Source organism: Exiguobacterium abrahamii, from assembly GCF_015645365.1.
Lineage (GTDB): Bacteria > Bacillota > Bacilli > Exiguobacteriales > Exiguobacteriaceae > Exiguobacterium_A > Exiguobacterium_A abrahamii.
In genome coordinates, this window is the sequence record NZ_JADOYC010000001.1 from 1187105 (window position 1) to 1199346 (window position 12242).

Sequence of the window (12242 nt, forward strand, 5' to 3'; positions counted from 1 at the left end):
TGGGGGATTTAAATGAAAACGAAAGCCGAACGCATCGCGTTCATTCAAGAAGAAAAGCGTCAACTCGTCAAACCACGTTTGTACAGCTCGTTGCTGTACGGCGTCAGTATCTTATTAGTCGTCGCCAATCGCGACGTGTACTGGCCATTGTTCTTTTTACTTGTAGCACTAGTGTGGATTGCGCGGATTCACTCGCAAGAAGTCGAACGTGATATGGCATTAACGGTAGAACCACAGATGAAGAAAATCATTCAATGGCAGTATGTGACTGATTTTTTGTTCGTGATCTTAATGGGATTATTTTTCCCACTGATCATTGTATTCGACTTGCCATTCTTCCTCAGTTTTGCCGTCTATGTCGTCCTTGCGATTGTTTTGCTCGTATCCGATATGCTACTTGAACGAAACGGAAAACGTCTCGATGCTGAGCATCCAACGAAGAAAGAACTGCGGACGTATCCGAAGTCGTGGAAAAAGATCTAATCCGTGGAGCCGGTCGATGAACCGGCTCCTTTTTGAGCATTCCGGTCGCTTCCGCGTGCGAGACTGCCGTATGATGAAGGGGCACATGAACAAGGAGGTCCTCGTATGCTTGCAATCATCATTGGATTCATCATCGGTCTGCTCGTACCGGTTCAAACGAGTGTCAATACACGATTACGGGGTGTCGTCGGTTCACCGTTCCTCGCTTCGCTGATTTCCTTTTCGATCGGCTCACTCTTCCTACTGCTTCTCGTCTTGCTCGTCGATGGGGATTTTACAGGTCTCTCAGCTACCGCCGATGAACCGTTCTGGATTTGGGGTGGGGGACTGCTCGGCGTCATCTATTTGACCGGAAACATCTTGCTGTTTCCGCGACTCGGAGGCGTCCAAACGGTCATCATGCCGATTTTCGGTCAGGTCATCATGGGACTGTTGATCGATCATTTCGGATTGTTTGAGTCAACGGTCACCTCACTCTCACTGACACGAGTCATCGGCGCAGTGCTTGTGTTACTCGGTGTCGTTGGAACGGTCGCCCTCGGTGATTATTTCGCACGCCGTCGTAAACATCAGGTGGCATCAACAGAAAACTCGTTGTTTGTCTGGCGTCTGCTCGGAATTCTAACGGGTATGATGAGTGCTGCCCAGACAGCGATCAATGGTCATCTCGGTAGTGTTCTCGGGTCAGCCGTCAAAGGCGCCTTGATTTCATTCGTCATCGGGACGCTCACCTTGTTATTGCTGAATCTGATCCTCCGAACGAAGTGGCAGATCGATCGTTCGCAATCCTTACCTGCCTGGATCTGGATCGGGGGATTGATCGGTGCACTGTTCGTTGCCGGTAATGCCTTCATCGTTCCGCTCGTCGGTACAGGACTCGCTGTCGTGATCGTGACGATCGGTCTTCTGACCGGCAGTCTATTGATTGACCGTTTCGGCTGGTTCGGTGCAAAAAAACAACCCGTGACAGGTGTGCAAATCGTCAGCTTGCTCATCATGCTTGGTGGTATCGTATTGATTCGGCTGTAAATCAAAGACATCTGCAATCCGTCGGTTGCAGATGTCTATTTTTATGCTGTTAAATGGAAATATGAGGTAAAATGAAAGGATGATAAGGAGGAATAAGATGAGACGTATCATACAACATACATACGGAGAGGCTAACGTGCTTCAACAAGATGAATGTTTGGATCCAGTACTTAACCCTGGAGAGGTCTTGATTCGAGTTGCTTGGGCGGGTGTGAATTTTGCTGATATAAAACAACGCCGAGGAGGAAAAGCAACGGGTACGTTTCCGTTCGTACTTGGTTTAGACGTAACCGGCATTGTAATAGCTTCTAACCCAAATTCGGCATTTCAAGTAGGCGATCGTGTCATGGCATTTGCAAAAACCGGATCATATGCCGAAATCGTTCGAGCGGACGAGCGACTCATATATCGAGTCCCACTATCGATCTCGTTGCGGGAAGCAATCTTATTTACTACAGTAGGAATTCTGAGCGAGATGTTACTGACTGAAATTGGTCAAGTGAAGCCGACCGACACAATCATTATTCATAGTGCAGCAGGTGGAGTAGGCACTGCATTGATTCAGCTTGCGTTACATAGGGGTGTGAAGCAACTCATCGCAACAGTAGGAAATCGTGAGAAAATAAAATACGTACAATCGTTTGGTGTGGAACATGTATTCACATATGATGATTTTGCCGAAAACGTTCTTTTGTTGACGAATGGGAAGGGAGCGGATGTCATTTTTGATTCTGTCGCAGATCACGTAACGCGAAAAAGTCTTGATTGTCTCGCTAATTACGGGACACTCGTACAATTTGGTAACAGTAGCGGATCAGCAGGTGAACTCTCGACGACTGATGTCCATGCCAGTTGCCGGACGATTCGTGGATTTAGCCTTGGAACGACGCGTCAATTGGATCCAAATCGGATTAAACGGGCTGCATCCCATATCCTGCTTCTACTCGAAAATAAGAAATTGAAGATGCCGATGATTCACGAGTTTCAACTATCAGATGTGCAAGAGGCACATCAGTTGATGGAATCCCGACAGTATCAAGGGAAAATAGTTCTACGAATCGGAGGAGATGAGTGTGGATCATAAAGAAATTGAACAGCGATTACGAAACGATCATGAGTTACAAGAGATGCTAGCGTTGGTAGCGACACTCCACTTGCCTGATTGGTGGATCTGTGCCGGTGTCTTACGTTCGAAAATTTGGAACGTCGAACGACAGGCGACATCGGACATCGATATCGTCTATTTCGATCCTACTGATCTTTCGGAAGCCACGGAAAAACGTCATGAAGAACAGTTACGCAAAGTATTGGATTTGCCGTGGTCTGTTAAAAATCAAACACGAATGCATCTCGTCAATGGATTACCACCTTATCAGTCCGCAACGGATGCGATTTCACAGTTTCCTGAGACCGTCACAGCAATCGGCGTGACGAGACGACCAGATTTTGAACTTTACCTTCCATACGGGGCAAGTGACTTTACGGATCGGATCATTCGACCGACGCCACCGTTTCAAGTCGGCACCGCTCGTCATTCGATTTTTCAGCGACGAGTAATTGAAAAAGGATGGCAAGACGACCCGGGTCTACAAGTATGTACATGAAACAAGAAGGAGCGTATGTGATGAAACGAATCAGTTATAAAAAAACGATACCGCTTCTACTAGTAGGACTCCTCTGTATCAGCGGGTGCGCACCGGAAAAGAATGTCGAGGTGAAAGAAAAGATTCACGTTGATGGTACGAGTTTGTTCGACAGTGGCTCTTATCCGACTGCTGTAGAGACGGCCGAGCATCAGTTTAAATATGACTTGAGTGACAAGTCCACCTATACGTTAAAGCAAGACGATTTCCGAGTGGACGCTAAATTCGGTGACTATAATTTACTGCTAGCAAGCGTCATCGAGGGACGATACGATTCGCTGATGATTTATGAAAAGAAGTCGAACTGGATGTTGAGCAGTTCGATGGATCTCATTCGGGATCAATCCACGAAAGGCGAGTCGATCGAAGGGAGCCTAGCGTGGGAAGGAAACAAGAAAAAAATGACGACGAAACTTGTCACGAATCGTCATTACACGGTGATTGAGACACGACTGAAAAGTGAGCAGATTCCGGTACGATTTGGAAAACGGGTACGTACCATCAACGGATTGAAGGTACACGTTCAAAAGCAAGGGAAACAGCTCAATCTTGCCTACCAAAACGGAACAGACGTGATGTGGATCGTCAGTGATCGACCGGAAGAGACAACCATGCGGTTGATTCAGAAATCACCAGACAGTCCGATTGACTTGCTTCTAACCGAGTAGACAATTGACCAGACCGAATAGACAAAGAGGCTGATTTAAAAAAAGAATGACGTGTCTTTTCACGCCCTTTCCTCAGGCGAGACACAAGCCAGCCTACCTGCCTTATTCAAGCAGGTAAGCGGGTCTTATTTGTCTCTGACAGCGCAACAATGCACTTTTTCCTGTAGGAGTGGCGTGAAACGCGTCATTCTTTATTTACGCGATAAGGGGGCAGATCATCATTCTGCCCCCTTATCTTTATGGAAACCGACTTTTGAGTCAACTCCCCCTATACTTACGAACGATAAACGGACTTGAGGTAATCCGCAATGCGTTGCCAAGCCTGAAGTGCCGCGTCTATATCACCGTGGTGTGTGAAGGCATGAGCTTGACCAGCGAATTCCTGGTGCTCAACAGCAACACCTGCCGCCTGAAGGCGTTTCGCATACTGCCGCGCCTCCTGCGCCAGCGAGTCGTGCTCCGCCGTCAGGACGAGCGTCTGTGGTAACGCATCAAGTTGAGCTGCATAGAGTGGCGAAGCGAGGTGATGATACGCGTCTTCCGCACGAGCGATGTACATCGCATTGAACTGCCGTGCCTGTTCAGCGGGAATCGCTTCCTCGAAGAATGGTTTATCCGCGGGATCTGTTGCGAGATCAAGCGGAGGATAATCAAGGATTTGAGCGATGAGCGGAACAGGATTTGTCTGCTCAGCGTTCCATAACGATACGGCAGTCGCAAGATTGCCACCGGCACTATGCCCTCCGATTGCGATGCGTGAAGCATCGAGGCGTAACGTATCAGCGTGTTGGAAAATCCACTGAACGACCTCATAGGCGACGTGGACCGGAACAGGAAATGGATGTTCCGGCGCTAACGGATACTCAATATTCAGAACATGACAGTTGGCGGTCTCAGCGAGAAACAGATTCCATGGTTCATCCATCTCTGGCGTTCCGGTGATGAAGCCACCACCATGGAAACTGATGAATCCAGGTAGCGGTTCTACTGCATCAAGCGGTGAGTGGCACAACACTCGGATATCTCCGACTGAAGTCGGCACGTGTAGCGTAGTCGTGGTCGCTTGCGGTGGATGAGGAGGTGTGACTTGAGGACGTTCCTCATCCGAGCGGATTTGTTTGGCAAGGTCAATCATCTCTTGGCGATTCATCGAATTCCTCCTTTAGGTCTATCTTCATCATACCGAACGGATTGGTGAATTTCTCTTCTGGATTTGTTTTCTCTAGTTGCAGGAAAAAGCAGCCAGAGTTTGATACACTTTTGAAAGAAACTAGAAATCGAAAGGATGGAATAGATGCCAACACTTTACATTACGCGTCATGGCGAGACGGAATGGAACCTCGAAAAACGAATGCAAGGCTGGGAAGACTCTCCCTTGACAGCAAAGGGCAGACAGAATGCGCGGGACCTTGGTCACCGCTTACGTGAAGTTCATCTGGATCATCTCTACATCAGTCCGATTGGTCGCGTCCGAGAAACAGTTCGAATGATGGAACTCGATCCAGCGATTCCGGTCACCATCGACGATCGATTGCGTGAAATGCACATGGGAGCCTGGGAAGGGCGGACGGCGGCGGAAATTGAAGTCGCACACCCGCTTGCTCATGCTGCGTTTTGGCAAACGCCGCATACGTACATACCAGAGAGTGGAGAATCCTTTGACGCGGTCCGGGAGCGCATTCTATCGTTTTTGGAACGACTGGCAGATCATGAAGAAGACGAAAACATCTTAATCGTCACCCACGGCATCTTCCTTAACATCTTGCTGACATATCTTCAACGAAAGCCGTTCGCGACATTATGGGATCCGCCGTTCATTCATGGAACGAGTTTGACGATCGTTGAATACAGGGATGGGGAAGCCGTGATTCGATTAGAAGCTGACATGTCGCATGTCATAGCGGACTAAAAAACGGCGGACTTTTTCTCGGTCCGCCGTTCTCCTTATCGTGATTTCGTCAAATAAATCAAAATTGCGCCTTCTTGTTTTCTGACCTTTAGGTGAGGAGAGGATAACGTGTCAATCGAGCGACCGATGATCGATTCTCCTGTCGTATAGCGTTTGAGGAGTAAGGGGTAGAACGAAACATTCGTCTGTTTTTGATCATTGAATTGACCGCTATCAGTCTGGACATTTTGAGGTAAGGTATAGACCGTTTTCGTCTCAGGAATACCATTCTTCGCATCAAGCGAATAGGTGAAGGCATGCGAATCCTTGAGCAGGTTCAAATCATACGTCAACTGGAACGGTGTGCGATCATATGTACCGGCAGGAATCGATTTGTCGATCAGCACCTCTGGTGGTTCTGTATCGTCAAATTGGACCGCTTTGAGTTGGAGCGGGCGATCGAGTGTACCAGTTAAGAAAAATGTCCGCTGTTGCTGCGACTCGTCCTTCTCGGTAGAGGGTGTAATCGAAAAGGAAGACTTCTTAATCTTGACGGTTTCTTTTGGAAGGACGGTTGCTTCCGTTGCACAACCAGCAAGCAAGAAGGGAAGGGTGAATAAAAGCGCGTATTTCATGACGTGATCCTCTTTTCCATAGTCATAATGAATCGAGATGAAATTGAAATATTCAAAAAATTAGAAATGTTACCTAGATTATACCAACAATGTTCTTGCTAAATAAAGGAGGAAATCATGAAAGGCAAATGGTTATTAGCAACCGTCCTGCTCGTCGGTTGTGCCTCGACAAGTGAAGAGGCCGAATCGACGGCAAAATCGTTATACGTCGCACCGAACGGCAGTGATAAAAATACCGGCACGTTGAAGCATCCGTTTAAAACGATTCGACAGGCGACACAAAAAGCGACTGCCGGTACGACGGTCTACTTGCGAAAAGGAACGTATCACGAGAAGCTGAACGTTAGACAGAACGGAACGAAAGAACGCCCGATCACCTTTCGAAACTATCAAGACGAGCAGGTCACGTTAAGCGGAAAAAACATCAAAGATCGGGACGCAACCTTACCGATCATACAGATTAAGGATCGAAAATATGTGACAATCGAAGGACTGACGATCGAAGCCGTTCAGTCGAAACGAACGGACGCGACACCGATTGGCATTTTGGTCACGGGATCAGGATCCTACATCACGTTGAAGAACAATACGGTTCGCGACATCAAGACGCTCGCGAAAGATGGGAATGCACACGGCATCGCCGTTTACGGAACGGGAGCGATTCGTCACCTGACGATTTCCGGCAACCGAGTCGAGCAAAATCGTCTCGGTTTCAGCGAAGCCCTCGTCTTAAACGGAAACGTCAAACATTTCCGGGTGACGAAGAACGTCGTACGGGATAACGACAACATCGGCATTGATTTGATCGGACACGAAGGGATTGCTCAGTCTAAAAAGGACGACTACGTCCGTGAGGGCGTCGTGTCGGAAAATCGTGTCTACCGGACGTCGAGCTACGGCAATCCTGCTTACGGGAAGGAATACAGCGCAGCCGGTATCTATGTCGATGGTGGGAAGAATTTGACGATTGAGAAGAATCTCGTCGAAGCGAGTGATATCGGGATTGAAGTGACGAGTGAACATGCCGGACGGTACGCAGAAGATATCATCGTCCGCCAGAATGAGGTACGGCAAAATGTCTACACCGGAATTGCGATTGGTGGGTATGACACGAAGCGGGGCGGTACAAAACGTGTCCGGATCGAGCAAAATCAGCTGATCGGCAATGATACGAAAGGACTCGAGGGTGGTCAATTGCTCGTCCAGCATGATGTCCATGACAACAAAATCATCGGGAACACATTCGATGGTTCGTTAAGTGTCGCCCATTACTTCAAGACGAGTTCTGGTAATCAGTTTGAAAAAAATACGTTCAAGCATACAAAACGTTTCATGTGGCGCGACGCCTCCTATAAAACGGAACGAAGCTTTCTGAAAGCGGTCCGGAAGGTGGAAGGAAGATGAAGTTATCGGAACGACTCCTCGCTTACTGGATTCGGATTCCGAGACGCTGGCGGCTTGCAGCGTTGACCGCCTTAATGTTAACGATTTGGACAGTGGAAGGCGTTCGGTTTTTAACCAGTCCGGCGTTACGACTGCCGACCGTTACCGATGCAATCATCTGCCTCGTTCCGGCGATTCTATTGTTTGTGTTATGGAAAACAAAGCGTTCAAAATAACACCTGAATTAATCGATAATAACAAGGAATTCATTTAATCGTCCTCGAAATAGGGAGGGAACTTCAATTAGTAAGGAGGAAGAAAGATGACGAAACTAACGATTCAAGCTGTGATTGACCGTCCGGTCGAGACCGTGTGGGAGATCTGGAATGCACCGGAAGACATCAAACGCTGGAACGCAGCGTCTGACGATTGGCATACGACGGCGTCAACGAATGATTTGACGGTCGGTGGTCAATTCACGAATCGAATGGAAGCAAAAGACGGTAGCATGGGATTTGATTTCACGGGTACATATGAAGCAATCGTTCCTTACGAACGCATTGCGTATGTCCTCGAAGATGGTCGCCAGGTGACGATCGACTTCTCTCGGAACGGGCAACAGACCGAAGTCGTCGAATCGTTTGATGCCGAAACAATCAACCCGCCTGAGATGCAACAAGCGGGTTGGCAGGCGATCCTTGATCGGTTCAAGGCGTATGCTGAGTCGAAGTAAGAACATGTGCCGTTTCACCGATGCATTAGTAGTCCTGTGTGATTACTAAGCGACGTGGAACGGCATTAATTAATTGTTATTCAAAAAACCTTAGGATGAACGATTCCTTTTCGTGTAGTTTGAATGAACTACACCTAATTTGTAAGAAAAAGTAAAAGTAGGGACAAAAGTGAGTTATGGAGCAGATGAAAATTCGTCACCAATTTTACTGACCTTACGTGCCATTACATCGTGTTCTTCTTCTCCAAGTACTTCCGAGAATTTTTCATGTAGAGAATCCCATGCTTTTTGAATTTGAAGTACGAGTTGTTCTCCGGATTCTGTTAAATAAGCGAATGAATTTCTTCCGGACTGTTCAATACGGAGTAGCCCCTTCTGCTCAAGTTTAGGAACGAAGCGCGCAATGGTTGAAGGCGCAGTATGAAGTAGCTCGGCAATCTCTTTTTGAGACATACCTGGCGTTTCAGCAAGTGCTAAAAGGATGAAGCCATAGGTAGGCGCAACTCCTGTCTCGCGAAACGCCTCTTCCGCAATTTTATCTAAGATGCGATCTAGTTTTTTTACCGAGAAAAATAAACAGCTATTTAATGATTGGCTTAAAGATTTTGACATGTAAATCCACCGCTTTCATATTTATAACAAACTATATGCATCAACATAACACGAAATACGAAAAAATAAAAAAACAAAACAGTTGCATGTACACGCAATTGAATGTAATATAATTTTCGAACGTACTAATCTTACGATTCATTAAAAAAAGGAGACGATATAAATGAATGAAATCTTATGGCCGGCAGGGTATCTTCCAGGAAAAACGGATAACTTTGCTTCGAACGAAACAATTGTGTCAAACCTTACAGCGGAGCAAGTATGGGCTAACTTACAGGATACAAGCGTGTGGGAATCGTATTATGAGAATGTAGCGGATATTCGCTTTTTAGATGCTAGTCCCGGATCACACTTAGAGTTAGGAAGTCGCTTCCGCTTCACGACGTTTGGCTTTCCGATTGAAGCAGAAGTAGTGGAATGTGTTCTTCCTACAGAGACGACTCCAGGTCGCTTGGCTTGGCACGGATGGGAAGAAGGGTCTGAAGCAGAAGATATGCTACATGTGCATCATGCGTGGCTCATCGAAAATCTTTCGGAAGGTCGTGTGCGTGTGTTGACACAAGAAACGCAAAATGGTGCGGCTGCAAAAGCGATGGCAATCGAAAAACCAAATCCAATGATCAATGGACATCAAGAATGGATTGATGGTCTGATTCGTACAAGCCAGGAGCAACATCAAGTAGGAGAAGCGAAATGACGATTGGTTGGATCGGATTAGGACATATGGGAGCGCCGATGGCACAGCGTCTATTAAATCGTGGACATGATGTGATCGTCTATAATCGAACAAAAAGCAAAGCGGATAATTTCACCAATCAAGGTGCGACAGTTGTAGATAATCCGGCTGATCTCGTCCAAAAAAGTGACATCATATTTGTGATGGTGTCAGATGAAAAGGCGATTCAATCTATTTTATACGGTGAGCATGGGATTTTTTCTACTGATATTCAAGATAAAACGTTTATTAACTTGAGTACGATTTCGCCAACAGAAACTATCGATATAGCAAACAAGATGATAGAGAAAGGGGCAACATATTTAGAATCTCCTGTCTCTGGATCGGTAGGCGCCGCTGTGAACGGACAATTGGTTTTACTACTAGGTGGAGATGCTCAAGTCATTGACGCTTCAGTAGATTACTTGAACATTCTCGGGAAAGAGCTCATCCATTTTGGTGATCTGGGAACGGGAAGTGCTGCGAAATTAACAATCAACTTGTTGCTAGGGATCATGGGGTCTGCCTTAGCAGAAACCATTTTGCTAGGAGAATCGTTTGGATTACCTCAAGATAAAGTATTATCTATGATCTCTGCTTCAGGCATGAACTCACCACTTTATCAGGGGAAAAAAGAAATGTATCGATCTGAAGAGTTTCCTAGTGCATTTCCACTTTATTTAATGGAGAAAGATTTGGGGTTAATTCGGGACGAAATGTTGAGTCGATTCGGAAGTGTGAGTCCACTTGCTGAAGAAGTGCACAAACAGTATGCACAGGCTAAACAATCGGGTTATGCCGATATGGACATGGCTGCTATTTATAAGTATTTAAAAAACAAATAAAGCAAACCTTTATCAAAAGAAGGCTTAATTTTAAAAATCCTCATTTCGATTTCGAAATGAGGATTTTTGATTACCCTGCTAGTTCTAGCATTTGGACGAACGCGACGTCCGGATCCGTCGTCTCGAATCGGTTCAACCAATCCTTGAAGTCACCTTCGTACAAAATACGACCTTGATGAAGGAAGATGACATGGGCATCGGTATGCAATAGATCGTGTAATTGATGCGTCGAGAAGAGGCACGTTTGACCGTTTGCTGTCATCTGCTCAAAGCGTCGCATGATATGAAGCCGTGTAGCCGGGTCGACCCCGCTCGTCGGCTCGTCAAAGATGTAGAGCGAACGTGGTACTGTCGTCAACAGGGTGACGAACAACCATTTCTTTTCGCCAGCGGACATCTTACCGATTTTCATTTCCCACAGATGAGCGAATAAATCGAGCTCTCGTGGCTGTTTCAGATGACGCGTATACGTCTCTTGCTTGCGATATGCTTTCAAACGAGCGAGCCGACCGACGAAGACGGCGACATCCTTGCCCTTTAGTTCATCCGAGTAATAGATGAATTGCGTCAAATAGAGTATGTCCGAGATATCAGGTAAGTCCAGTTTTCCGGACGTGATCGGTAAGGCACCAGTCATGCAATCAAACAGTGTCGTTTTCCCGGCACCGTTCATCCCGATCAAGACGTTCAGTTTCCCGGGAATGAGCGAAAAGGAGACATCGTGTAACAGATCAGGTGATTTCGGATAGTTGAAGCGTACGTGTTGAACGTGCATCTGAATCCTCCTATCGGGTCAGTAATGACATGAGATTAAAGCGTTTGACAGAGAATAGACCAAGTAAAAGATAAACGACGAGTACGACGGTCAAGATAAGTAACGATGCTCCCGTAACGTGCTCAGAGACGGCGAGACCAAGTGTTTTCATGACATAAAAAGGATTCAAGTAACTGTACCAGCGATCCGGTTGGCTATTCGCGAACAAGAACAGGGGATACATGACGATGTTGATTAATGTCGACATACTCGAAATCTTTGCTGGAAGCATTGTCAAGGCAATGCTTGCAAAAGCAAGCGGGATGCTGAGCAACAAGACGAGATAAGCGAGTAACAACGTCAAAGGTGAGAAGAAGCCGAATACGAGCATCAGGATCGTCGTAAAGACCGTCAAACTAACGGCTGCAAACACGAGCTGAACGAGTACGAGTGCGAGAATACAACCAATCTTACTACCGGAAATCATGATATACGTCTTCATCAAACCATGCTCCCGCATCCGGGCAAGTTGGAGTCCGATACTGTTCACGTAAATCGAGAGCAAGATATAGCCCCAAAAGAGCGCGAGGAACGAGAGGAAACTGTTCTCGGTGAAGTCGAGGCGTGATCCGAAGACAAAGGCGAGAATCAACGGGAAAATCAACGACCAAAAGACCGGAATCTTATCCGTCAGCATGATTTTTAAGTAGAGTATGAAGTAGCTAGGAATCGAATACATATGTGCCTCCCGTTCACAAAAATTGGTCAAAATATGAGCCTGTATGTTTTGATACGAAAGAAAATGGAGAAAAGTTCCTGATGAAGTAAGTTGTTAATAAAAGTAAGAATACCAG

Annotated in this window: 16 protein-coding genes; 11 read left to right on the plus strand and 5 right to left on the minus strand. The window is 46.5% G+C overall.

The genetic code is table 11. The annotated features are described in order from the left end of the window. Window positions 1-12 precede the first annotated feature (12 nt). The 5 genes from ITJ88_RS05965 to ITJ88_RS05985 all read left to right on the plus strand — a co-directional run bounded on the left by ITJ88_RS05965 (window position 13) and on the right by ITJ88_RS05985 (window position 3823). Window positions 13-483, plus strand: coding sequence for a hypothetical protein (locus ITJ88_RS05965; protein WP_149427462.1), 471 nt, complete (start codon window positions 13-15; stop codon window positions 481-483). 105 nt (window positions 484-588) lie between these two features. After that, complete coding sequence (locus ITJ88_RS05970; protein WP_195864946.1) at window positions 589-1512, plus strand: DMT family transporter; 924 nt, start codon at window positions 589-591, stop codon at window positions 1510-1512. A gap of 97 nt (window positions 1513-1609) precedes the next feature. Then, a complete protein-coding gene (locus ITJ88_RS05975) occupies window positions 1610-2596 on the plus strand; it encodes a quinone oxidoreductase family protein (RefSeq protein WP_195864947.1) in 987 nt (328 codons plus the stop codon). Next, window positions 2586-3116 (plus strand): nucleotidyltransferase family protein, encoded by a 531-nt coding sequence (locus tag ITJ88_RS05980; protein WP_370567765.1) that lies wholly within the window; start codon window positions 2586-2588, stop codon window positions 3114-3116. Before ITJ88_RS05975 ends, ITJ88_RS05980 begins: the two co-directional genes overlap by 11 nt. A gap of 20 nt (window positions 3117-3136) precedes the next feature. Continuing rightward, window positions 3137-3823, plus strand: coding sequence for a hypothetical protein (locus ITJ88_RS05985; RefSeq protein WP_195864949.1), 687 nt, complete (start codon window positions 3137-3139; stop codon window positions 3821-3823). A gap of 274 nt (window positions 3824-4097) precedes the next feature. Here the strand turns inward: ITJ88_RS05985 and ITJ88_RS05990 are convergent, their stop codons facing one another. Further along, window positions 4098-4973, minus strand: a complete 876-nt coding sequence (locus ITJ88_RS05990) for an alpha/beta hydrolase (RefSeq protein WP_195864950.1) — start codon at window positions 4971-4973, stop codon at window positions 4098-4100. 144 nt (window positions 4974-5117) lie between these two features. Between ITJ88_RS05990 and ITJ88_RS05995 the strand changes: the two genes are divergently transcribed. Next, entirely contained in the window at window positions 5118-5732 is a 615-nt protein-coding gene (locus ITJ88_RS05995; protein ID WP_195864951.1) for a histidine phosphatase family protein, read from the plus strand. Between the two features lie 35 nt (window positions 5733-5767). Here the strand turns inward: ITJ88_RS05995 and ITJ88_RS06000 are convergent, their stop codons facing one another. Continuing rightward, window positions 5768-6346 carry a hypothetical protein gene (locus tag ITJ88_RS06000; RefSeq protein ID WP_195864952.1) on the minus strand — a complete coding sequence of 193 codons (579 nt, stop codon included), beginning with the start codon at window positions 6344-6346 and terminating at the stop codon, window positions 5768-5770. Window positions 6347-6463: 117 nt separating this feature from the next. On the opposite strand from ITJ88_RS06000, the gene ITJ88_RS06005 reads away from it, so the two are divergent. The 3 genes from ITJ88_RS06005 (at window position 6464) to ITJ88_RS06015 (ending at window position 8462) form a co-directional block, all read left to right on the plus strand. Then, a complete protein-coding gene (locus ITJ88_RS06005) occupies window positions 6464-7750 on the plus strand; it encodes a right-handed parallel beta-helix repeat-containing protein (RefSeq protein WP_195864953.1) in 1287 nt (428 codons plus the stop codon). Beyond that, window positions 7747-7965 (plus strand): hypothetical protein, encoded by a 219-nt coding sequence (locus ITJ88_RS06010; protein WP_058264948.1) that lies wholly within the window; start codon window positions 7747-7749, stop codon window positions 7963-7965. The genes ITJ88_RS06005 and ITJ88_RS06010 overlap by 4 nt, the downstream gene beginning before the upstream one ends. Before the next feature lie 86 nt (window positions 7966-8051). After that, entirely contained in the window at window positions 8052-8462 is a 411-nt protein-coding gene (locus ITJ88_RS06015; RefSeq protein WP_195864954.1) for an SRPBCC family protein, read from the plus strand. Window positions 8463-8636: 174 nt separating this feature from the next. Here ITJ88_RS06015 and ITJ88_RS06020 read toward each other — a convergent pair whose 3' ends face one another. Continuing rightward, complete coding sequence (locus ITJ88_RS06020; protein WP_195864955.1) at window positions 8637-9074, minus strand: MarR family winged helix-turn-helix transcriptional regulator; 438 nt, start codon at window positions 9072-9074, stop codon at window positions 8637-8639. Between the two features lie 163 nt (window positions 9075-9237). Between ITJ88_RS06020 and ITJ88_RS06025 the strand changes: the two genes are divergently transcribed. Further along, on the plus strand, window positions 9238-9771 hold the full coding sequence (locus ITJ88_RS06025) for an SRPBCC family protein (protein ID WP_195864956.1): 534 nt from the start codon (window positions 9238-9240) through the stop codon (window positions 9769-9771). After that, window positions 9768-10634, plus strand: coding sequence for an NAD(P)-dependent oxidoreductase (locus tag ITJ88_RS06030; protein ID WP_195864957.1), 867 nt, complete (start codon window positions 9768-9770; stop codon window positions 10632-10634). The genes ITJ88_RS06025 and ITJ88_RS06030 overlap by 4 nt, the downstream gene beginning before the upstream one ends. A gap of 70 nt (window positions 10635-10704) precedes the next feature. On the opposite strand, the gene ITJ88_RS06035 is transcribed toward ITJ88_RS06030, so the two are convergent. Beyond that, window positions 10705-11409, minus strand: a complete 705-nt coding sequence (locus tag ITJ88_RS06035; protein WP_195864958.1) for an AAA family ATPase — start codon at window positions 11407-11409, stop codon at window positions 10705-10707. A gap of 10 nt (window positions 11410-11419) precedes the next feature. Next, the gene (locus ITJ88_RS06040; protein ID WP_195864959.1) at window positions 11420-12127 is read right to left on the minus strand and encodes a hypothetical protein; all 708 of its coding nucleotides are present in this window, start codon (window positions 12125-12127) and stop codon (window positions 11420-11422) included. Window positions 12128-12242 lie beyond the last annotated feature (115 nt).

What these genes read in the sequence shown, in the direction of transcription:
- ITJ88_RS06020 (WP_195864955.1), bottom strand. Translation starts at nt 9,074, where the DNA reads ATGTCAAAATCTTTAAGCCAATCATTAAATAGCTGTTTATTTTTCTCG.
- ITJ88_RS06040 (WP_195864959.1), bottom strand. Translation starts at nt 12,127, where the DNA reads ATGTATTCGATTCCTAGCTACTTCATACTCTACTTAAAAATCATGCTG.
- ITJ88_RS05970 (WP_195864946.1), top strand. Translation starts at nt 589, where the DNA reads ATGCTTGCAATCATCATTGGATTCATCATCGGTCTGCTCGTACCGGTT.
- ITJ88_RS05985 (WP_195864949.1), top strand. Translation starts at nt 3,137, where the DNA reads ATGAAACGAATCAGTTATAAAAAAACGATACCGCTTCTACTAGTAGGA.
- ITJ88_RS06025 (WP_195864956.1), top strand. Translation starts at nt 9,238, where the DNA reads ATGAATGAAATCTTATGGCCGGCAGGGTATCTTCCAGGAAAAACGGAT.
- ITJ88_RS05990 (WP_195864950.1), bottom strand. Translation starts at nt 4,973, where the DNA reads ATGAATCGCCAAGAGATGATTGACCTTGCCAAACAAATCCGCTCGGAT.
- ITJ88_RS06000 (WP_195864952.1), bottom strand. Translation starts at nt 6,346, where the DNA reads ATGAAATACGCGCTTTTATTCACCCTTCCCTTCTTGCTTGCTGGTTGT.
- ITJ88_RS05995 (WP_195864951.1), top strand. Translation starts at nt 5,118, where the DNA reads ATGCCAACACTTTACATTACGCGTCATGGCGAGACGGAATGGAACCTC.
- ITJ88_RS05975 (WP_195864947.1), top strand. Translation starts at nt 1,610, where the DNA reads ATGAGACGTATCATACAACATACATACGGAGAGGCTAACGTGCTTCAA.
- ITJ88_RS06010 (WP_058264948.1), top strand. Translation starts at nt 7,747, where the DNA reads ATGAAGTTATCGGAACGACTCCTCGCTTACTGGATTCGGATTCCGAGA.
- ITJ88_RS06005 (WP_195864953.1), top strand. Translation starts at nt 6,464, where the DNA reads ATGAAAGGCAAATGGTTATTAGCAACCGTCCTGCTCGTCGGTTGTGCC.
- ITJ88_RS06035 (WP_195864958.1), bottom strand. Translation starts at nt 11,409, where the DNA reads ATGCACGTTCAACACGTACGCTTCAACTATCCGAAATCACCTGATCTG.
- ITJ88_RS05965 (WP_149427462.1), top strand. Translation starts at nt 13, where the DNA reads ATGAAAACGAAAGCCGAACGCATCGCGTTCATTCAAGAAGAAAAGCGT.
- ITJ88_RS06015 (WP_195864954.1), top strand. Translation starts at nt 8,052, where the DNA reads ATGACGAAACTAACGATTCAAGCTGTGATTGACCGTCCGGTCGAGACC.
- ITJ88_RS06030 (WP_195864957.1), top strand. Translation starts at nt 9,768, where the DNA reads ATGACGATTGGTTGGATCGGATTAGGACATATGGGAGCGCCGATGGCA.